This window comes from Paraglaciecola arctica BSs20135, from assembly GCF_000314995.1.
In the GTDB taxonomy this organism is placed as follows: Bacteria; Pseudomonadota; Gammaproteobacteria; order Enterobacterales; family Alteromonadaceae; genus Paraglaciecola; species Paraglaciecola arctica.
This window is the reverse complement of the sequence record NZ_BAEO01000034.1, coordinates 1-22,249: the sequence shown is the minus strand read 5'-3', so window position 1 is coordinate 22,249 and position 22,249 is coordinate 1. Positions and strand designations below refer to the sequence as shown.

Annotated in this window: 15 protein-coding genes; 1 reads left to right on the top strand and 14 read right to left on the bottom strand. The window is 40.3% G+C overall.

The features are described 5' to 3' along the window. Window positions 1-25: 25 nt before the first annotated feature. From GARC_RS12665 to GARC_RS12650, 4 genes are all read right to left on the bottom strand, one after another. A complete protein-coding gene (locus tag GARC_RS12665; RefSeq protein WP_007620625.1) occupies window positions 26-1,183 on the bottom strand; it encodes an iron-containing alcohol dehydrogenase in 1,158 nt (385 codons plus the stop codon). Between the two features lie 253 nt (window positions 1,184-1,436). After that, complete coding sequence (locus GARC_RS12660; protein ID WP_007620622.1) at window positions 1,437-2,207, bottom strand: SDR family NAD(P)-dependent oxidoreductase; 771 nt, start codon at window positions 2,205-2,207, stop codon at window positions 1,437-1,439. Window positions 2,208-2,345: 138 nt separating this feature from the next. Then, window positions 2,346-3,266 (bottom strand): SDR family NAD(P)-dependent oxidoreductase, encoded by a 921-nt coding sequence (locus GARC_RS12655; protein ID WP_007620621.1) that lies wholly within the window; start codon window positions 3,264-3,266, stop codon window positions 2,346-2,348. Window positions 3,267-3,308: 42 nt separating this feature from the next. After that, window positions 3,309-3,773 (bottom strand): MaoC family dehydratase, encoded by a 465-nt coding sequence (locus GARC_RS12650; RefSeq protein WP_007620620.1) that lies wholly within the window; start codon window positions 3,771-3,773, stop codon window positions 3,309-3,311. Between the two features lie 358 nt (window positions 3,774-4,131). Here GARC_RS12650 and GARC_RS12645 point away from each other — a divergent pair, with 358 nt between their 5' ends. Further along, a complete protein-coding gene (locus tag GARC_RS12645; protein WP_007620619.1) occupies window positions 4,132-5,067 on the top strand; it encodes a hypothetical protein in 936 nt (311 codons plus the stop codon). A gap of 85 nt (window positions 5,068-5,152) precedes the next feature. On the opposite strand, the gene GARC_RS12640 is transcribed toward GARC_RS12645, so the two are convergent. The 10 genes from GARC_RS12640 to GARC_RS12595 all read right to left on the bottom strand — a co-directional run bounded on the left by GARC_RS12640 (window position 5,153) and on the right by GARC_RS12595 (window position 22,045). Further along, window positions 5,153-6,772, bottom strand: coding sequence for a GldG family protein (locus tag GARC_RS12640; RefSeq protein ID WP_007620618.1), 1,620 nt, complete (start codon window positions 6,770-6,772; stop codon window positions 5,153-5,155). Then, a complete protein-coding gene (locus tag GARC_RS12635; RefSeq protein WP_007620612.1) occupies window positions 6,772-7,482 on the bottom strand; it encodes an ABC-2 transporter permease in 711 nt (236 codons plus the stop codon). Before GARC_RS12635 ends, GARC_RS12640 begins: the two co-directional genes overlap by 1 nt. After that, complete coding sequence (locus tag GARC_RS12630; protein WP_007620611.1) at window positions 7,475-8,242, bottom strand: ABC transporter ATP-binding protein; 768 nt, start codon at window positions 8,240-8,242, stop codon at window positions 7,475-7,477. The genes GARC_RS12635 and GARC_RS12630 overlap by 8 nt, the downstream gene beginning before the upstream one ends. A gap of 49 nt (window positions 8,243-8,291) precedes the next feature. Further along, a complete protein-coding gene (locus GARC_RS12625) occupies window positions 8,292-9,296 on the bottom strand; it encodes a D-alanine--D-alanine ligase family protein (RefSeq protein ID WP_007620610.1) in 1,005 nt (334 codons plus the stop codon). Between the two features lie 182 nt (window positions 9,297-9,478). Continuing rightward, the gene (locus GARC_RS12620) at window positions 9,479-13,117 is read right to left on the bottom strand and encodes a family 16 glycoside hydrolase (RefSeq protein WP_007620608.1); all 3,639 of its coding nucleotides are present in this window, start codon (window positions 13,115-13,117) and stop codon (window positions 9,479-9,481) included. A gap of 223 nt (window positions 13,118-13,340) precedes the next feature. Further along, window positions 13,341-13,691: an L-rhamnose mutarotase gene (locus GARC_RS12615; RefSeq protein ID WP_007620607.1), complete on the bottom strand. Its 351-nt coding sequence runs from the start codon at window positions 13,689-13,691 to the stop codon at window positions 13,341-13,343. Window positions 13,692-13,694: 3 nt separating this feature from the next. Beyond that, window positions 13,695-15,065, bottom strand: a complete 1,371-nt coding sequence (gene fucP / locus GARC_RS12610) for an L-fucose:H+ symporter permease (protein ID WP_226989139.1) — start codon at window positions 15,063-15,065, stop codon at window positions 13,695-13,697. Window positions 15,066-15,234: 169 nt separating this feature from the next. Beyond that, window positions 15,235-16,716, bottom strand: coding sequence for a sulfatase-like hydrolase/transferase (locus tag GARC_RS12605; RefSeq protein ID WP_007620603.1), 1,482 nt, complete (start codon window positions 16,714-16,716; stop codon window positions 15,235-15,237). Between the two features lie 81 nt (window positions 16,717-16,797). Next, the gene (locus GARC_RS12600; protein WP_007620601.1) at window positions 16,798-19,197 is read right to left on the bottom strand and encodes a PDZ domain-containing protein; all 2,400 of its coding nucleotides are present in this window, start codon (window positions 19,195-19,197) and stop codon (window positions 16,798-16,800) included. Window positions 19,198-19,282: 85 nt separating this feature from the next. Beyond that, window positions 19,283-22,045, bottom strand: a complete 2,763-nt coding sequence (locus tag GARC_RS12595) for a TonB-dependent receptor (protein WP_007620599.1) — start codon at window positions 22,043-22,045, stop codon at window positions 19,283-19,285. Window positions 22,046-22,249: the final 204 nt, after the last annotated feature.

Sequence of the window (22,249 nt, the reverse complement as noted above, 5' to 3'; positions counted from 1 at the left end):
GTTGTTTAACCCGATTTTAGATAACCTAGTATGCTTGACGGTAGATTTGTTTTATGTCTTCTAAAGTCACTGGTTTTGGATTGTTTACCAGTAAACGTGTTTGCAACATGGCGTCTTTTGCTAAGGTATCAATGTCATTTTCGCCTATGCCCATTTCAGACAAACTACTTGGTAGTTTCAATTGTTTGATTAGTTCTTCTAAAAAAACCACCACAGCTTGAGCAATCTGTTGGTTACTGCCGTCAAGACTAATGCTGTCGCTGATACTTGGCGCAAGTTCAGCGTATAAGTTGGCACTATGACTTAGGTTAAAATTCATCACCTGAATTAACACTAAAGCATTACTCAACCCATGGGGAATATGAAAATGACCTCCCAATGGATACGCCAATGCATGGACTGCGGCAACTGGCGCATTAGCAAAGGCTTGTCCCGCTAAACACGACCCCAGCAACATAGCTTGACGGGCGGCTACATTAGCCCCATTAAAAGTGGCTTCAACAATATTATTTGATAGTAAAGTCAGAGCTTGTTTCGCCAACAAATCAGAATAAGGGTTTTTCTTAATAGCACTGGTGTAGGCTTCAATAGCATGCACCATGGCATCTATACCAGTTGCAGCGGTAATGTGGGAAGGCAAACCCAATGTTAAGCTGGCATCTAACAAAGCAACGTCAGGTAAAAGTTCCGCTGAGACAACCCCTGCTTTGGTGGTGTCCCCTGTAGTTACAATTGCAATAGGTGTGACTTCAGAGCCAGTACCAGCCGTTGTTGGGACTAAAATAAGAGGTAAACGTTTGCCTCGGATAACATCGACGCCATAAATATCAGCAAGTTGTTCATTTGAATTTGCTAACAGCGCAACTAACTTCGCCGTATCCAATGAGCTACCACCACCAAATCCAATGATACCGTCAACTTCAAGTTCCTTTGCGTAGGCTACTGCAGAAAGTACAATATTTTCCGGAGGATCCGCCACCACTTGATCAAAGCAAAAGTACTCTTTACCGGCTTTTTTAAATGCAATGTCCAATGGCTGGATTAAACCTATATTAACAATACCTTGGTCAGTTACAATTAAGGGTTTGGAAATACCAAGATCGTCGCAAACTTCCGCAATACGTTTAACTGCGCCTATTTCGCTAATGATTGATTTAGTGGTCGAAAAAATAAATGGCTTCATGCGTACCTAGTTTTACACAAACAATTTTCTGTCTAAATTAACCTTAGGATTGATATCTTTTCTGACTAATAAACTTGAGAACGTTGCCAGTCAAATTTGTAATCACCCTGCCCATATTTAATGTAACAACTCCAACACCTACAAGTGCGAACTAACATTTTACCCTTGTAGGTGTTATTCCAGAAATGAACAGTAATACACATTCCTTTTTAGATACAATGGAGCCTAATACCTAGTTTTCACTTTTCTAAACTTAACCTGCATTTGCCACTTGTCCACCATCCAAAACAACAGTGTGACCACATACGTAATTGCTCGCACGAGAACAAAGATAAATAGCAGTGCCAGCAATATCAGCAAGTTCACCTGTTTTACGAGCAGGCAGACCATTAGCAATCTCTTGTTCGTGAGCCATAATGTGTTTTGTCATTTTACTGGGGAAAAAGCCGGGCGCGATACCATTGATATTGACATGACTAGGGCGAAGATCTGCAGCCATATGTCGCGTCATTTGAATAACCGCTGCTTTACTAGCAGAATAAGAATAATTGTCCATACGCGGATGAGTGATCCCATTAACCGAGGCAATATTCACTATTCGTGATGGTTCATCAGCGTTTCCAGCTGAGCGTAATGCCGGCAATAAACGTTTGCTTAAAAAGAAAATAGACTTCACGTTTAAATCCATAACCTTATCCCAGCCAGCTTCAGGAAATTCATCAACCGGAGCTCCCCAGGTTGCGCCTGCATTATTAATGAGTATGTCGATCTTTGGCTCTCTTTTTAGCATCTCGTCTGCAAAAGCATCAACTCCGGCCATAGTTGATAAGTCGGATTGAATAGCGATACACTCACCCAAAATCGATAGTTCAGCGGCACTTTGTTGTAACTGCTCAAGTTTACGTGCGGTGATATAGGTTTTGACTCCATTTTCGACAAAACCACGGGCAATCATTGCACCTATTCCGCTTGATCCACCAGTTACCACTGCAACTTTACCTGCAACCGAAAAAAAATTATTCATCTATGATCCCTATTGTTAAAAGAACGCTTTTAGAAGCATTTGATATTAATAATATGCCTGATTATATGAGTTATTTTTGATAAATATTAACTCGCGCACATTAAGATATTTTGGCATTAACCTATTGATATCAGCCAATTATTTGGAGCTTAAATCAACACCCAGTGAGGCAGCTGCTTTAGCCACATATTTATTGGTTTGCATCCAGCCGGCCTTAAGTTCTTCGGCATTTTTTTGGTCGTCAAGAGTTGCCCAATTAGCCAATAAATTTTCTGGTGTTTGTTCCTCAGGTGATAAGTAGATACCGTCAGTTTCTTTGATTATTGCTCTTGCATAGCCCCCAGCCCCGCAGCCCAAAATAGTACGATTCGGCGCATTTTCTGCGACTAAAACCAATAAACCTGTGGTAACTGATTCAACAGTCATAAGTTCCAATACACGTTTGTCTTCAATGAGTTCTTCAGTCATTGCGGTTCGTGCTGTAGGAGACAGACAATTAACCTGAATATTATTTTTTTGTCCTTCGATACATAAAGTATTCATTAGGCCCACTACTGCCATTTTGGCTGCGCCGTAATTTGCCTGACCAAAGTTACCGTATAATCCCGAAGACGATGTGGTCATGACTATACGACCATAATTTTGTTGTTTCATGATCTCCCATACCGCTTTAGTGCAGTTAACCGAGCCCATAAGATGCACATCAACAACCAGTTTAAAATCTTCGATGGACATTTTAGAAAAAGATTTATCTCTTAATATTCCGGCGTTGTTGACTAAAATATCAATGCGGCCCCATTTTTCCATTGCCTGCTCGACCATGCTTTGCACTTGTTGCATATCAGCTACGTTGGCACCATTTGCCATAGCTTCACCACCAGCCTTCTCGATTTCGGCTACTACGGCTAACGCACCTGCAGACATTTCACCATTTGCTGAAGCCAAGTCATTAACAACCACTTTTGCTCCTCGTGCCGCTAAAGCTAATGCATGAGAGCGACCTAAACCAGCGCCTGCACCCGTTACTATTGCTACCTGATTGTTGTATCTAATTGTCATAAAGTCCTCAATTTATAAATGGTGAAAATAATCACTATAGGTTTATGGGTTAATAATTGTCATCGTTAACCACTGTGCGGTTAATGCTGGTTTGTCCAGAGAATCAATTTCAACTGTGATATCCCACGTTAGTAGAAATTGCCCTGGTCTTTTTTCAAGCACATTGGCCAACACCATATGCCCGCGAATTTTGCTGTTTACTGTTACTGGCTGTAAAAATCTGATTTTATCAAAGCCATAATTCAAGCCCATCAAAGTATTTTCCAGATTAATGCCTGCGTCATAGGCGATGGCCGACAACAAAGATAGAGATAAAAAGCCATGGGCAATAGTAGTTCCAAAAGGCGTTTCTTTAGCCTTAATAGGATCTATATGAATAAACTGATGATCGTGGGTTGCATCGGCAAAGTTATCAATTTGCTCTTGGGTAATGGTAAACCATCGGGACACACCCGTTGTTTTGCCAACATAGTCAGTTAAGTTTTGTGCTTGCGTCGTAACAGCCATAGAACGGTTCCTTTTATAATCGCTTTAAGAATAATACGCCCAAATGGAAATTGATTAAAATCACCCTGAGATATGGTCAGCTATAAACCAGAAAAAGGTAACGAGGTTGTAGAAGTTGGTTATAGAGTCCGATTCATTGATTATTAAAGCAGCAGGTTCTTCCGGTTAATTCATATGACTTTACGCCTATGCCCCTAGGCTTGAGTCAAAAATGCAATAACAGCGATAATCCTAGGTTTATCTATCACTTATCTTCCTATTATTGCTGACTACTATTAGCAAAAATATAAATGGTCGCGTTGTGTTAATTGGCTTTACTCGTTATTCTCATTCCATAAAAATATTCAGAGACCTGACAATGAAACCATTCATAACTAAAATCGCTGTGCTTGTTTTTGTGCTCAATCATGCTTTTGTAGGCGCAGCAACAAGTGTGTTATTTATTGGCAATAGTTTTACTTATGGCTATGGCTCTGCGACCAAACATTATCGTGCAGACTCAGTTATCGATCTCAATAATGAAGGAATTGGTGGAGTACCGGCACTTTTTAAATCTTTCACGGAACAAGCGGATCTTAATTACGATGTTTACATAGAAACACGAGGTGGCAGCGCTCTGGATTTTCACTTAGAAAACAAGTTGAACCTAATTGGCAGCCAACCATGGGATCAGGTTGTTATGCACGGCTATAGTACCTTGGATAGCAACAAGCCAGGTGATGCAGCGATGCTTGTTGAAACAACAGCGAAAATGTCAAACTTCCTGCAGGGGGTGAACCCAAGTGTGGAAGTGTTTCTTACCGCAACCTGGTCTCGAGCAGATTTGATATATCAGGCTGACCGTCACTGGTCAGGTACACCGATTCAAAAAATGGCGCTAGAGGTGCGTGCAGGATATAACAAAGCGGCAGCCGCCCCTCAAGTTAAAGGCGTAAATGCGGTGGGAGAAGCCTGGACCCATGCGATGGAATTAGGCATTGCTGACACCAATCCATACGATGGTATCGAGTTTGGAAAAATTAGCCTGTGGACTTGGGATTATTACCATGCCAGCAGTTATGGATATTATCTGCACGCTTTAGTGGTGTTTGGTAATTTGACTGGTTTAGATCCCCGTTCACTTGGCCAAAATGAATGTTCAGGGTACGAGCTTGGCATGTCACGACATCAAGTAAAGATGCTACAGCAAGCTGCGTTTGAACAGCTAATAAGTGAAGATAAGGTAAAGGCTGCACCGTTAATATTAGCTGAATCGGTATACCCAAAACATTGCGCCTCAAGCCAAACTAAATGATCTAGGCAGATAAGGCGACACACTATTGCAAATAATCTCCTTAGTTTTTGTTTATTCTAAGGAGTATTAATGCCAATCCGTATAACTAGCGTTTCCTTCTCAACCACACCACAGCTCCCGCAATTACAAAGAAAAATGGCAATAAAAACAGTATAACTATCACTTGGCGTTTCTGTTTGCTGGTTAAATCTAAGCGTTCCACTTTTATCTCTTTTGCACTAACAAAGGTTTTATAATCTAACTCTGCCAACCAGTTAACTAAGTTAAGTCCCATTTGAGCGTTGCTGTATTGATTGATATAAACGTTAGTTAAAAAGTCGGCGTCGGTGAACACTATTAGTCGCGTATCTGAGGATTTATTCTCTTGGGGATCTGCAGTGTTTCTTTCATCAATAACGACGTAAGAAAATGGCACTGGACCAGCAGTATCGGTATTCGGATCAAATTGAATATCTAAGGTTCGGTTGGTTTCAGCCCAGCTATTTTCAGCCGATGCGGTGGAGGCAATAATTGCATGTTTTATGCTGGGGCGACGCTGGGGTAAAACACGAATAGACCGAGGACGCACGTAAAAGGTGTAATCTAAACCTGCAGTTAGCGCTTTGTGAAGTTGATAATTTTTAGTCGCTGGGCTACCAACATCATCACCAACATGATTAGTTAAATCCACCACTATGTCGGATTGAACATCAAGGCCCCATTGATTAAGAATGCTATTTAAACTTGGGTTATTTTGCAATTGTTCAGCGCTTAAGGGTTTGTCTGGAGTGGTGACTAAGGTGTGTTCTATTAGAAATAACGCATCTCCACCTGTTGTTAAATAATCAACGATTAGCTCTTCTTCATTTTGGGTTAAGGCATTTTTAGGGCCAGCGATAATCAGTACATCACAATCATCTGGGATAGACTGGCTAATACCCAACATCAAGTTTTTACTGATAATGTTGTTGTCGGCTAACAACTGTTTAAATTTTGATAAACCAAGGTATTCATCATTTGTAGTCGAATACTCACCGTGTCCAGTAAGAAAATAAACCGTTCGAGAAGCCCGGCTAACACTGGCGATAGCATTAGTCAGCTTATCTTCAGACAAAGCTTTGAGGCTAAAATCAACGTCTTTTCGGTTATCGCCAGATTGAACTATCACTTTTCGCTCATCTGCATTGATTGCATTGCCAAATTTTGCGGCGTAGGCAATTTGTTCAATAGGGTCGACAATTTCGGTTTTAATCACGCCCCCCGACACTCTTTCATACTCATTAAATATGTCTTGCAGGTATTTAGGTGGCATTCCTACATGAAAGGCAGTTAACTGCACCTCTGAGGTCAAAGTGCGAACGTATTGGATGGTATTGTTAGATAAGGTATGTTGCTTATCTTGAGTGACATCCCATCTTATGCTCGATTGATTGGCTAAATAATGACTTGCGCCAATAAAAGCAATACTGCCAATAACTATGCTAAAAACGATAGCCAACTTCTTCCAGCGTTTAAGACTAAAAAAACTGACTAAACCAATAGATTTACTTTGACTAAAATTATGCTTAATAATCAAACTCAGCAGTACAATAAAAGCAATGCCACCAATAACTACAAGAACACTTGCCAAATAACTAAACTGTTGTTCGATATAAAAAAGCGATAAACCTAAGGTAAGGCTTAAAAGTGCAATACCCCAGCACAACGGCAAAAGAAAATGTTTCATTAATGCCACAACCTATTATCAATACTCAGTCGTGTTAACACCAAACAGATTACAATTCCCGCCAAATAATAAACCAGATCACTGGGGGTAATAATGCCTATGGCGAAGTTTTCTAAGTGTGTATGAGTACTTAACTGGATAAGGAAATGCTCGGCAGAGCCTCCCACATACTGAGTAAAACTGGTGGAAAAATACAGTGAAAACAAAATTAGATAAGACACCATAGCGGCAATTATTTGGTTAGATGTCCAAGACGATGCGAGTAACCCAACGGCAATAAAAAATGCACCTTCTAACCAAATCCCTAGATATCCGGAAAACATGCTAAATGGGTCAGGCTCACCAAAATATTCAACAATAAAGTAATAAGTAAGTGTCAGGCCAATCAACAAAGTGTAGAAAATCAGCATGCTCAAATATTTGCCCAACACTATCATAGTGTGAGTTAGAGGTGCAGTCTGCAAAAATTCCATAGTGCCATTTGATTTTTCTTCAGAAAACAAACGCATAGTTAATAATGGGATAAGAAACACCAACATAAATTCCATTAGCTGAAAAACATCCCTTAATGACACTTCAGCGTTTTGATCTATGATCAGAAAAAAGAAAACGTTAAACAACGACAACATCACAATTAAAATAATGTAGGCAATAGGCGAACTAAAATAGCTATGTAATTCTTTTTTTGTTAAAGCAAAAATTTTACTCATCTGACACCTGTAACGCTTTTTCTGCTGGAGCTTGCGCTTGATGATGATTGATGAAAACTTGCTCTAAGGTTAAAGGCTGTGAAGTACTGACATCTGCATTTTTTAATAACCTATCTAAAGAGTCATCCAGCACTATTCGCCCTGATTTAATCATAATTACCCGCTGAGCAACTTGCTCTATTTCAGTAAGGGTGTGGGTGCTTAACAATACCGTTCTTTGATCTCGTTGGTTTTTGATCAAGGCCAATACTTGTTGAATTTGCATGGGGTCAAGCCCACTTGTGGGTTCATCTAAAATAAGTAACTTAGGTTCGTGAATGATAGCTTGGGCAATGCCAACACGTTGTTTATAACCTTTAGATAAGGTAGCAATGGTTTTTTGTTTAACCTGTTCCAAGTCACATTCTTCGAGTACTTTAGCTAGCTGAGATAGGCGCTTATTTTTTGGCACACCTTTGATTTCAGCCGCAAACTTTAGGTAATATTGCACTGTCATATCACCATAGAGCGGGGGTTTTTCTGGTAGATATCCTATTTTTTGGCGGATCTTCAACGAATGTTTAATAATATCATCCCCCTCTATGCTGACCGAGCCAGAAGATGCTGCAATAAAAGAGGTCAAAATACGCATCAAGGTGGTTTTACCTGCGCCATTTTTACCTAATAAACCAACAATATCGCCTTGATCCATTTCAAAAGAAACTTTGTCCAAGGCTTGAAATGAACCAAAATTTTTACTCACATTCTTAACAATCAACATTCAACCTGCGCCACCCAAATACATACGAGATTAATCTCGATATTTCCCATCAAAAACCTATTTTAACTGAGGCTCGCGGCCAATGAAGGTTCCGCTGTTTAAGCACCTGATAGTGAATTTTTTCCCCTCTAGATCGACTCGAAAATTCTTCTAATAATAAACAAATAACTTGGTCGTAAGACAGTTGATTTGCTATCTCACAAGCGCGTAAGAAATAACTGGTTCCAGTTGCCATATTAGGTACAAGATTAGCGCCCATAAAAAAGCATTGACCATATTTATTCATGCGCACGTCAATTAGCGCAAAATCTCTCAATCCTAACCCTAAGAAAGCAGCCTTTGCGAGTTCATTAACTTTATGGCTGTCATCATAAACGCCTACTTGCATACAACACTCAGTGTTTTGTTGCTGGTCTTCAGGTCTCAAAATTTCAATTGAAGACACTGTCATTCCACCACTGCTATTACAAATAATTGCCACTGTGAAATCTCGCCCTGGTAAATACTCTTCTACCAAAGCCGGCTGTTCAAACTCGGTGTAAATTGAAAGCACCTTAGCTTCAAATTCAGCAAAGTTATTCACATAAGACAACTCATCAATGCCATTACCATTAGTGGCATCAATAGATTTGATAAACAAAGGAAAAGCCAGTGGAAGTGATTTCTGAGACAAAAACTGCTTTGGGAGCGCAGTGAAATGACGAGCAGTTTTAATTCTCATGTTTGCCAAGTGAATTTTGGCGGAGGCTTTGTCTGAGTCAAACTTGAGAGTTTCACGATCAGAGCCTGAAAAAGTGATTTTGTTTTTCGAAAAATATTCAGAAAACCACAAGTTTTCCGCATCTTCGATGACCATGAATTTTTCTGCTAAAACGACTAAATCTGGCTTTCTAGCTACTACTGCTTGTAGATCATCTAAAGACGCACATACAGTTAATCGCGCTGCATTACCCGCTCGTTGAATAGATTCTACAACGTCATTACATGATGAAAGACTACCAAACCCAGTTTTTCTAAAAGTCTTGTCACTCGTTGTTATTACTTCAATATTCACTTCATATAACCATGTGATTTAGTGGCAAAAAGCCGACCTTATGAAATTAACTCAATAAAATGGATTTAAATCGCTAAACGACAAACAAAATGTCAGTTCAACCAAGTACATATTTGCAAGGGATAATAGCACTATTTCAGGATAACTAATCAAACATTGAAGTAGTGCTAGTCACGGAAAAGTTAAAGTTCTTTTATCTTAACATTTCTAAACCACACTTCATCGCCATGATCTTGCAAAACAATATGCCCACCTGGTGTTTTTGCAAAGTGTTCCCAATCTTTAAATTTACTTTGTGCGATCAGCGCATTCCATTCGGGCGTATGCATTTTCACATCTACCACTTTATAGCCATTCAACCAATGTTCAACATGCCCTTTTTTGACTATTAGCCGCACTTGGTTCCAATAACCTGCAGGTAAAACACTGACAACGCGACTTTCAATTAGATCATAGTTATCACCTGCTCGATGTTTTACAATTTGGCCGTCTGAATGGTGAGGATTATCGAGTATTTGCATTTCGGGTCCTGAAAGAAAAGGAAACTCGAGATCAGCGCGCTCTTTTACGTTGTAGATGATGCCACTATTGCCACCATGCTGAATTTTCCATTCTAGGTTTAGCTCGTAATTTTCTAGTGGCTTGGATGTAATAACTATGTCACCGCCCTCTTTGGCCTGCCAGTTGCTTTCGTCTGCTGCCCTACCTGCGAAGTGCAAAGTACCATTTTCCACTCGCCAGCGGCTGCCAATAGCTTCGCTGTTATAGTTTCTGAAATGCCCTAGGGTATTGCCATCAAACAGTAATTCCCAACCAGCGGCTTTTTCATTTTCTGTGAGAGTATTATTTGCAACCGAGTAGTTCTTATTCAAAATGAGTGGTTTGCCCGAGGGAATGGCATTTAAGGTATACCAAGCTTCTGTGGTCCATAATTCATGATCGTTTTGGCTTTCAAAAGCGCGGTTAATTCTAAAATACACCAGATGTTTTTCTTTTAAACCAGCAAGTTTTATTTGTACTTTTGTGCGGTCTGCTGAAACGGAGATGTCTTGAATATTAAGATCCTCAAGGCCTTTTTTGGGCCCGCCATATTCGGCAGTAGGTTCGAAATAATATTGTTGTATTTCAAAATCACTGGCTTGAATATTACGCCCTTCTTTTATGGCTTCAGTAAAGGTAATTTCAAATCCGTCGCTGCGGGCGCTAACACTCAACATTTCAAAGGTACTTTGCTGATTATATTTAAGGTTTTGAAGTCCATACCACTTTTTACCTGATTGTGACCAATTACCTGGGTTACCAACGCCCCCGACAATAAGGCTGCCATCTGGCGCCCATTTCAATCGATTAACGCCCGCTTCTAAACCCTGACTAAAACGAAACACCACACCTTGCAAACGGCCATTCACCCGCTCTGCAAATACGCGTTTTATACCGCCGTGCGTCACATCACCATGGATCATCTGGTTTTGATATGGGCCAACATTTAAAGGTGCTGGCTGACTGGCTGAGTTACCAATTTCGCCTTGAGGTAACCATACAACTGGCAGCGTTTCTTCTAGATTTGCGGTGCCCGCAAAATCTACCGAGCGCGAGCCATACCAAGCATCTTGTGTCAGCTCTACAATCTTGCAAGCAGGCAGCCAATCACCTTGGTTGTCGGCAATAAACAACAGATTATCGATGCCACGACCAATACTATTAGGGGTGCGTAAACCATGGGCAATAAATTCCACTTGGCCGCTATTTTTGGATATTTTGACTGCTTTACCACGGCTCGATGCTTGTGGGCTTGCGCTGGCACCACCGGGTAAAATCGCGGTAGCGAAGGCCGCATAAAAGTAGCCGTCTTGATATTCTAAACCGAATGCAAACTCATGGAAATTTGTGGTAACAGACCAATTATTGGAAACCAACTCGTAGCGGTCAATTATATCATCACCATTGGTATCGACTAAACGCGTCAGTTCTTGTTTTTGTAATACGTAGATCTCTCCATCGACTACCTTTAACCCTAAGGGTTCGGCCAAACCTATGGCTATACGTTTTACTTTTATGTCATCTGGCGCAGCATGGAAATTTTCCACTAAATAAACAGAACCTTCAGGATCCCAAGTCGACACCACCATGCGACCGTCGTCAAGAAAATCAATACCACCCACCATAGGTTTAAAAACTTCTGGCCTAGCTTGGCTAAGATCAAATGAAGGGTGTACACCCGCCACTTCCATTTTATCACCAGCTATACTTTTGATTAAGTTGGGGTCTGTTGATACTGCCACCACTTCCCGCAGATCTTGTTGCTGTACTTGCAATATGCCAGCAGGAATAAGTTCATAGGTTTGTGAAACTGGATCTAACCATTGCAACGAAAGAGACGCGCCACCACCATCTTGATAGTAAAAAATCTCAAGACTATGTAACCCTGGCTCAAGCTGCACTTCAGCGTCTATAGCAATTGGACCGTGAGCGCCCCAATTATCAATAATTCGCTCGCCGTTTAAAAACAGATATGAACCATCATCTGACACCAATCTTAGTCGTGTATGCACACTCTCTTTTAGGTTCAAATGTGTTTTAATTTGATACATGAAGTTTTGATTAGGAGGCCGAAAATCTTCTTCGCGGGGAAGATGTATCTGCGGAGCAAAACCACCTAGAGAAGGTGCACTTTTACGTGTTTTTTCAATATCAGCGGTGTTATCAACCAAGTTATGTTGATAAAAATAAGCACCTGACATGCCTTCCTCAAATTTAGGCGTTGTATTGTTTAACTCCACTGGCACCGCAGGCAGACCAAGTAAAATATCAGTAGCATCAGCAGTTGTATTTTCAGATTTTTTCAAGCTAAAAATATAATCAAGCATAACGTTAGTATCTGCTTCACTTAATTGTGAATGAGGGGTCATAGGTATTTCCCCCCAACTTCCTGTACCGCCTTGAATGATTTTTTGGCTCAACATCTGTCTAGCACCACTCAAAAAGGCGTATCGATTTGCGATAGCTAGATACGAGGGTCCTACTGTCTTCACTTCTGCATTATGGCAGCCTGCGCAATCGCTGTTTTTAATCAATAACAAACCAGGGTGTTCTAGCTCGACTGCTACTTCCTGTTGTACCTTGGGTTGCACAATCCCACTATATTCCTGACTAAAAGATGACTCTCCATTTGCCAAAAACAATGTTGTTGTCATTTCATCAAAGATGGCAGCGCCCGAAGTTTTGTTAGTAATGGAAGGCGTTAAGGTATCTAAGGTTAAGTCTATGTTTGCCGGTAAACCTTCAACATTAAATTGTCGATAAAATATAAGGTCTGACTTTGACATATTGGCTATAGGTGTTTCTTGTATATCGGCTTGCCATTGAACTCCATTTTGTATGCCTTTAGCACGGTATAATAAGGTTACCTTGCCATCGTAAATTTGATGCCCAAAATAAGACACATCACCACCATCAACCGACCATTTTGATTGACCATTGAGCACGTAAGCTTGGCCAGTAGAGGTTGGCTGAGGGCCATGTTTTTGATTAAACACGGCACTTGAATAATCTAAATCCCCTCGCCACAATTTAAAGAGTACAGAGCGTTTAGTGTCGTAAGCGGCAGTAATATCATTACCAAGCCTAAGACTAATAATTCTACTTTCTCCATCTAAAGTAGAGCGCATCGCTTTTACCGATAATTCCTCTGTAATTGCAGTCGATTCGGTCGAATCATTATGGTTTTGTTGATAGGGCGAACAAGCTTGAAAAAAGCAGCCAAATAATAGAGTTAAAACGACGGTTCGAATGAAAGGCTGACAAATTTTACCTTTGAGCATACTTTTTCCTTGTTAGGCTTTAATTTACAAAGTTTCAGTTTACATAAATCAGCAATGTTGAACACATCTGACAAATGTATCAATACAAATAATTAACAAACTTTGTAAAAGATAAAGTCCAAACATAAAAAAATAGATGAATACGTATGCGCGCTGGATCTTAAATGACATTACAGAGGGAATTTAAACAATAAATTCCCTTCATAAAGTTTACTGTTGTGCTTCAGTGAGCATCGAGCTGAAATATTTGCTCCATGACTTGCCACTTCCCAGCATTTGCGTGAGTCGAATCAACTCTTTGAAAACGCTCCATTAACCGCTCCCATTCCTGCACTTTGGGGTTGACGCTATCTAACTTGCCTTTTGCTTCAAAGCTAAAGTCTGGAGCCACGTCTAATACCATGACCAACTGGGTGCCAAGCCTAAAAATTTGCATATTTTCAATGCCAGCACCTCGAATACTCTCGAGTATCTCTGGCCACACATTACCTGGCTGATGATATTGCTCGTATTGACGGATCAATTCCTCATCATCTTGTAATTCCAAGGTGAGACAATAACGCAGATTATTCATGGTTTAGGCCTTATAGGTGTGGTGAGCGCGATAGCCGTAAATGGCAATCACAACAAAACATAATAAGGGTAATATAAATGAGGTTCTTACCGAAGGGATTGCGCCAATAATGGGCGCGGCGTCAATCATTGAAGCTTGTAACGGTGGCATCAATGCCCCGCCAACTATAGCCATGACCAAACCAGCGGAACCTAAACTGGCATCATCGCCTAAATCTTTTAAAGCGATGCCGTAAATAGTTGGGAACATCAACGACATACAAGCAGAAATTCCAATTAAGCAATATAAGCCGAGCATTCCACCCAAGAATATAGTCCCCAATGCCAACGCAATACCAGCTAGCGCTAGCAGCATAAGTAAATGTCCAGGGCGGATAAAGCCGAGCAAAAAGGTACACACAAAACGGCTGATTAGAAATAATGACATAGCAACAATGTTATAACCTTGGGCTTGCGAGGCAGTAAGACCCACAGCCGTCATGCCGTAATGAATAATAAAGGTCCAACACATAATTTGTGCGCCAACATAAAAAGCCTGTGCGACCACGCCTTCAATGTAACGGCCATTAGCAAATAAACGTCTAAATGTAGCCCCTAATTCCTTTAGTGTAAGTGGGCTGTTATGAGAAATAGTACTGGGTAACTTAACGAACAAAAACAATAAAAATAACAATCCTACAACAGCAGCAATAGCAATATAAGGCCCACGTACAGTGATTAAGTCGGCGGCCTGCATGGCCTGATGGGCAATAGGCTGATTCACTGCAAATTCACTTAACGCTGTTGTCAGTTTCCCATCTATAACACTTGGTAGCATTTCTGCATATTCAGGATGGGCGGCTCGCTCAGCAGCGCGAAACTCTTCAACTTGCAGTTTATTTAAAATGACAGTCGAGGCAACAAACATACCGGTCAACGAACCAATAGGATTAAAAGCCTGCGCCAAATTAAGTCTTTTAGTGGCGGTAGCCGGATCACCCATAGACAAAACATAGGGATTAGCCGTAGTTTCCAGCAGTGCCAAGCCACAAGTCAAAATGCAAAGAGCAGCAAGAAAATAGTTAAACTCTTGCTGCACACTAGCAGGAATAAATAACAAAGCCCCTAATGCATAAAGAGCGAGGCCCAATAAAATCCCAGATTTATAGGAATATTTACGAATAAAGATTGCCGCCGGTAACGCCATTATCCCGTAGCCTAAATAGAAAGCGAACTGCACTAAACTACTCTGGGCATTAGTGATTAAGAAAATATCTTTAAACGCTTTAACTAATGGATTAGTGACATCATTGGCGAAGCCCCACAATGGAAAAAGCATGGCGACCAGAATAAAGGGAACAATCATTTCTTTTGCAACTACTGGGATTTTAGACATCGCACTTTCCTGTCGGTTATTATTATTTTCTACGCTTTCACTTTGAAAACTACTGTGTTTAATTGAGGCACTCAACATAAGCATAAAAAGCTGTTAGCCAATCTATTACTTGCATTTACTCGCTACCGTTCTTGGATTTCGTAAAACTTTTCCATCCTTAACGCCATTTTTAAACACCTTTTCTCCAGACATCTGTCGAGTATCCGGCGTTTTCAAAGCTAATAACTGGATTTTCCAAGTCTATTGGATCTTCAAGTTCTGTCATCAATTTCAAGAGTTCGTCTTGCAACATCGTCAATTGCTTTCTATAGGCTGGCTTCGCACTAAGGTTATGCAATTCGTCCGGATCATTTTTAAGGTCAAATAACTGTGTTTGACCAATGACGGGATAATATATGAGTTTAAAGTTGTCACTTCTCACCATGCGTTGGTAGTGACGGTAAGCTCCATATATATACTCATTCATAGAATCTTTTTCTTTCCTTAACAAAGGCATAAAACTAGAAGCTTGGACAGATTTTGGTACTTCAATACCTGCCAGTTCAGCGGTAGTGGGAAATACACTATTAAGATAAATATTACCCTTAATTTTTTGGCCTTTATCTATTCCTTTACCTGCAATAATAAAAGGGGCACGAATAGAATGATCATACTGATTTTGTTTACCTAACAAGCCATGTTTACCCACGGCCAATCCATGGTCTGAGGTAAAAATAATGATGGTATTTTCGGCATAGGGAGACTTCTCCAGTGAATCCAATATACGCCCTACCTGCGTATCCATATGATTGATCATGGCGTAATACTCACCAATAAATTTTTTCACTTCATCTGGTTTACGGGGGATATCAAGTAGCACTTCATCACGGACCCAAAAATCGCCCTGATCTACTGTATTTTGTTTTTTAAATGCCTTTGGTAGAGGGATGGCTTCTTGTGGATATTTATCAACGTAACTTTTCGGGGATTGCCTTGTATCATGTGGCGCTAAGAAACCCACATACATTAGAAATGGCTTATCATTAACATCTGGCTTTTTCTCTAGGTACTCCACAGCTGCGTCGGCAATGATTTCGCTACTGTGCTTTATAGATGGGTATACCTCAGATAATTTGTGAGTTTTTCTATCCAGGTCAACCATACTGGCGTTGTATTGATCATAAGTCATTCCCCCTTCATGTATGGCGGTACCTAGATCAAAGCTACGAAGCAGCGCTTCCTTTGAGACATGCCATTTCCCAGTCAGAAATGTTTCATAACCCGCTTGTTTAAACGTCTCTCCCCACAAAGGGTATGACGTCTTTTTTTCGAGTTTTAAAGTACCGTCAGTAATGCCGGTACTATAAAGATTTCTTCCCGTATTAATCATTGCGCGACTTGGGGCGCAAACAGCAGGAGACCATGATCCCTGATTAAATGTGTGAGTTATTTGCGTTCCTTGTTGAGCTAACCGATCAATATTTGGAGTTTCTAATTCATGATTACCGGCAGCTCCCAATGCAGAATAACTTTGATCGTCTGTCAAAATAAATAAAATATTAGGTTTTACATTTTTAGCTGATGCACTAGAAATTAGACCTAATACTAATAAAACGCCCCCCATTACTCTTAATATATATTTTGTAATCTTTTGATTTGAATAAACGTTCATGATAACTCCAAATATCGCGATATTAACCATATTGTTACTAGGTACTTAGTAAGTAAAAAATAGAAATTCAGTATTATTACTTTAGTCAATCAAGTTAATAGAGACCGACTGTAGCTGTTGGTTTCGTGAGATGACTATTTCTAACACACCGCGCCATTTTCTTGACTGATAAGAGGCCAGTAGCTCGTTCACGCCTAGCACTTTGTCACTGCCACCAAATTGACTATCAACTACTTCTAAAATAACGTCCGAGGTCTGTATACCTGCAACAGCCATTTTGCTGTTAGGGTCAACTTTCAGTACCATCGCACCGGCTATTTCTGCGATACCTAATGCCGATTGTTCACCCAAAGTTTCCACCGATTTAAGTGTGGCTCCTAATAATTCATAGGTTTTACCAACCTGACTATCTTCAGCCGCAAGAAATAGATCTGGACTTTTAGGCGTTTCAGCCAACGCTTTGAGCGCATCATTTTGGACACCAAATTGATCCATTGGAAAATTTTCAAAACCTAATTTAAGCCCTAATGAACCTTCTGCCAGTTGATAGTTTCCTTGCTCTGGAGCGACAAATTGTGGTTCACCATACTTTGAATGTTTATCTACCCCCAAAGCCTGCGCGGCCTTTAAATCGGCTTGATTCACAAACAAATTGTGATCAATCTGTTGCCCCCAATAATCATTCAAAATAGGTTTATGCCCAGATAACAAAATATTGTGGGTGAACACATCTTCACTGTTTTTAAACCACACATGAGGATGGAAGGAGTTATTCAAAATAATATTGTTAGTCGCAATACGTTTAAAACCTTCACGTAATTTCAAGCCACCGCTGAGCATGACATTGTTATAAATTTCATAGTTTGAGGACCCATCATCAAGATCAATATCCCATCCATGATCACATTGGAAACGATTATTACGGAGGATAGTTGGTTTGATTGCATCTAAAAGGTACATACCTGGATTACGTTGATTTATGTCATCCATTTTCGCTCGGTCTGGGTGCCAAAATCTATCTCGTCCCCATGAATTAAATGCGCCATGGTCACCGGTTTCTAGCACTGTATCGAACACATCGTTGTATTCAATAATATGCCCACCCCAAGTACCTTCGCTTACATTAATACCGGCTCTTGGAACGCGATAAATCGAGTTATGACTGACAGTGATTTCAGATGTCATCGACAACTGCACACCCGCCACTTGTTTTTCAATTAACCCGATATCATGAATAAGATTGTTATCAACTAACGATTGGCTTGGATATTGGTCGGATTTAGGTCCAACCTGAAAATCTAAGTCTGTTTCTGAAACAAACTCATGGTATTCAAAACTAGGGGATCGAACTGCACTTGGGTTGCCCACAAAACTCACGGCACTGGCCCCAATATCATGGATATGGTTATTAAATATTTTGGCAAAACGATTATAATTGCTGACAAAAATAGCATTGCCACCCAATTGACTAAATTTTGAATCATTCACTTGGATATGTTCAGTGCCATCTAACAAAATGGCACCTCCTCTATAAATTGCCCAGTCACTGCGTAGAAGTGGTTCTTTGGTTTGCATAAAAGTAGGCTGAGTGTGGCTAAATTGAATGCCACTAATTTGTATATGTTTAACCGGCTGACTTTGAGTACCACGCAGCTCTATCAAGTTATCGAGTTGCGGCACTTCTACTTTTGCTTGGTGAATATCTACACCTTTAGGGGGATAAAAATAAAGAGTGTTATTCGCTTTGTCCAAATACCATTCCCCAGGAGCATCAAGCTCTTCAAATATGTTTTCTACAAAACGGTATGTCAGGTGCATAGGTGAACGACGGTTATTCTGATAGCCCCCCTCTAATTGCAAACTATTATCGCTATTTAGGCCAGTAATTTGATAATGCATATCTCCCCAACGACTTTCGTGTAGTGCATGAACAAAGCCACCAACGGGATTTGACCATGTTGCAATGCGCTCAGGCGCTATTGCGTCTTCTGCATAACCATTAAAAATTGCTACATCGGGGTTAAAATTAGGATACCTAGCCATAGGTTGTAAGGCGCCATTGATATAAAGCTGGGTAAATTCTAGGTCACTAATTTTAGCTTGGAATATTTGTTCAGTATAAGGTTGCCAATTCAACTCAATTGTCTTAGCACCGCTAATAACCACTTGGGCGTTCTCTTTTGCTGCTATCACAAAAGGTTGATCGGCCGTTCCTGAAAATTGTGGGTCTAGCACTATTGTTTGATTTAAATAATAGGTGCCTGCAGCTAATTCAATCTTAACTGACTGCTTAGCATTAAGTAGAGTGCGGCTATAGTCTATCGCGTCCGCTAAATCAGAATAATCAGATGAAACCTCGCCCACAGTTAATATTCTGGGGACTTGAGATACTTGACTTTCAGTGGGCACATCTTTAGTTTCTGAACAACTAACTAAAGTTGTTATTGCTGTCACTATCAAAGTCAAAAATACTAATCTCATATTTACCTTACCCATATTTGTGTCTATCAAGATGTAAAAATGGGGCGCTAGTAGTAAAGCGCCCCACAAGTTCAATAAAAAATCTTTAGAACTTAGCGCGTACTCCTATTGTGAAGCGTTTACCCACATCTTCCAAACCACGGTTTATACCCAGTGAATTGAGCTGAATTAATACTTCATCCGTAATATTGAGTGCTTCAAAATCAATTGATACATTTTCGGTAACGTTATAGCTGGCTGAAAAATCCAATTGGCTGTATTCGTCGGTGAACGAACCATCACCAAAATAGTTTGTGCCATTATTTACAAAACCATCGCGATAGTTATAAGCAAAACGAGCTCCAAAGACGTCGTTTTCATAATAAGCCACTAGGTTGTAACTGGTCTCTGAAAGGCCATCTAAAGTAAGTAAAGGACCATCTTCAGAAGCTTGCACTTTATCTGCATCTACCATAGTGTAATTTGCTGTAAATCCTAAACCTTCAACTAAAATGTCCAAGGGTTGTTGCCAGTTAAATTCAATACCGGTTAAATCACTGCCTTTACCATTGTCTGGCAAGAAACGAGTAAAGGTACTTGTGACAGAATTACTACCGTCTAAATCACTGTAAGTGACTTGCTCTTCGTTGGTAGAAGCCACTACAAAAGAATCAATGAATTTGACAAATGGAGCCACTGAGAACATACCACCGTCTTCAAAATACCATTCAACAGAGAAGTCCAGTTGATCTGCTAAGAAAGGGTCAACATTTGGGTTGCTTGAATTAATCGTTCTGACATTCACATTAATAGTGGTCGCGGGAGATAGAACAGTCAAAGATGGGCGCGACATCACACGAGCGGCACCAAAGCGTAATAACACGTCATCTGTTAAATCGTACTTAATGTTCAAGCTAGGTAATATTTCGGTATAAGTGCGGCTAACAGAGCTTTCACTAGTATCAACAAAGGTCTGTGCACCACCTTGATCAAAACGAATTGTACTAAAGTCTGGAATATTCCCGGAGGATTCCTGATCTGTCGAAACAATCCGGATACCAAAATTACCGGTTAGACGGTCATCCATACCTTCAAAATTGACTTTAGCATAAGCCGCTAACACGTTTTCTTTAACATTAATCTCACTGGCCCCACCTTCAGTCAAGGTACCGTTTGACACTAATGTAGACAAAGAAACAGTATCTAACAATTTACCGACATCGGCAGATAACCACTGGCTCGGGTAGCTAGCGGACCCACCATAACCATCAAAGAAACCACTTGGATTATATGCAGTCATGTAAGCACTAGCATCAAAACTTCCACCTTCGATTGTTGGGTCATAGGTTTCGCCCAATAAACCGGCCAACACCTCGGCACTAACACCTATACTCCTGAAACCATTGAATTTTTCACGAGCTGTGTATTTCGCACCAAATTCAAGACTATAAATGCCCATACCCCAGTCGACTGAATGATCTACGTCAATTCGAAAATCGGTGCTGGTATCCTCTGTTGGCCGATCAAGATTACCGTTAACGCCTATTGAACGAAAACTACTGCCATCTAGTGGATCATACCCTGCTGAATAACCCACTTCAGGTACACCGCCATAATCGTTACTGAAATCGTAATAGGCATTGGCTCTACCGATAACTTCAAGAGATAAAGTTGAAATTACGTTTTCTGACTTAGCATGAGACAATTCAGCCTCAATTTCCCAATTTTCATTTATGGTATGTTTTGCTCCAAATGAAAAAGAAGTCAACTTATCATTAGAGTCTGTAGTACGTGCATTATTGCGATTATCAACACCAGCTATTTCCAAGCGCTGAATCAAACCCTCGGAGCCTAATGAGTCGGTAACAATATCGCTGTCCACCACTGAACCTAATACATTGGTCCAACGGAATGAATTAAGCGGTAACGCCCCTACAATATCAAATTCCGAATACATGGTTTCGAGCCAAATATCTGTATCAGCACTCGGACGAAACTGCATAGTGGCTAATAAGGTAGTACGCTCTCTTTCTTCATTTAACTGGGAGAAATTAGTAGCATGGTTAAATCGAAATGAATCATCTGTATCGCCATCTAAATTATAATCAAGAGTAGGAGTGGGTCCTCGACTCCCTTCGCTACCAGGCTCTAGGCCAAACGCCTCATATATATGTGACTCTACTGAACGACTGTCATAATGCGCACCTAAAGTAATACCGAAGGTTTTATCGTCATTAACAAAGTTATACAAAGCGGAAATATCAGGACTGGTCTCTCCTGAATTATCTTCTCTAACAGCTTTAATACTGGTCACCAAAGATGTTTCAGCCGATGATAATGGGCGAGGAGTACGCACATTAACTGTTGCTGATAAAGCCCCTTCTTCCATATCTGCCGACGGCGTTTTATAGACTTCTAACGCACTCACAAAATCTGAAGGCAAAATAGTAAAATCAAAGCTACGACCACCTGTGGCCGATGGCAATGTACGTCCATTAAACTGAACACGAGTAAAGTCAGGACTAAGACCACGAACAGTAACATCTGATCCTTCACCTCGATTACGAGAAATTTGCACGCCACTAACTCGTTGCAGTGACTCTGCTAAATTTTGGTCTGGAAATTTACCAATATCTTCAGCAGATATAACATCAGCAACCACACTAAGTGAACGTTTAACTTCAGTCGCTTTTTCAAGACTACCTCTAATTCCAGAAACTTGGATGACCTCAACATCATCTTCATTTTCCTGAGCAAAGCTTGGGTTAGTAAAAATTAGCGTACTAATAGCTAAGCCAGTGAAAGTTGTATTCATCACTTTAGTAATTTTATTTTTATTATAGCGGTTTGTACTAGTTGTTAGTTTCATGTGTTATATCCACTTAGTTATGTCAATTATCAGCGGGGAAATAATATTTCACCAGCAAAAAAAATAATTTACATTTACAAAACGGAATAAAGAATCTCACATTTATTTTACATTCGCAAGTATATTTCACATATGGAATTATATTTTATATACGACGAAGAAATAAAACAAACAACACCCCAAGAATGGGCTCACGCCACATTT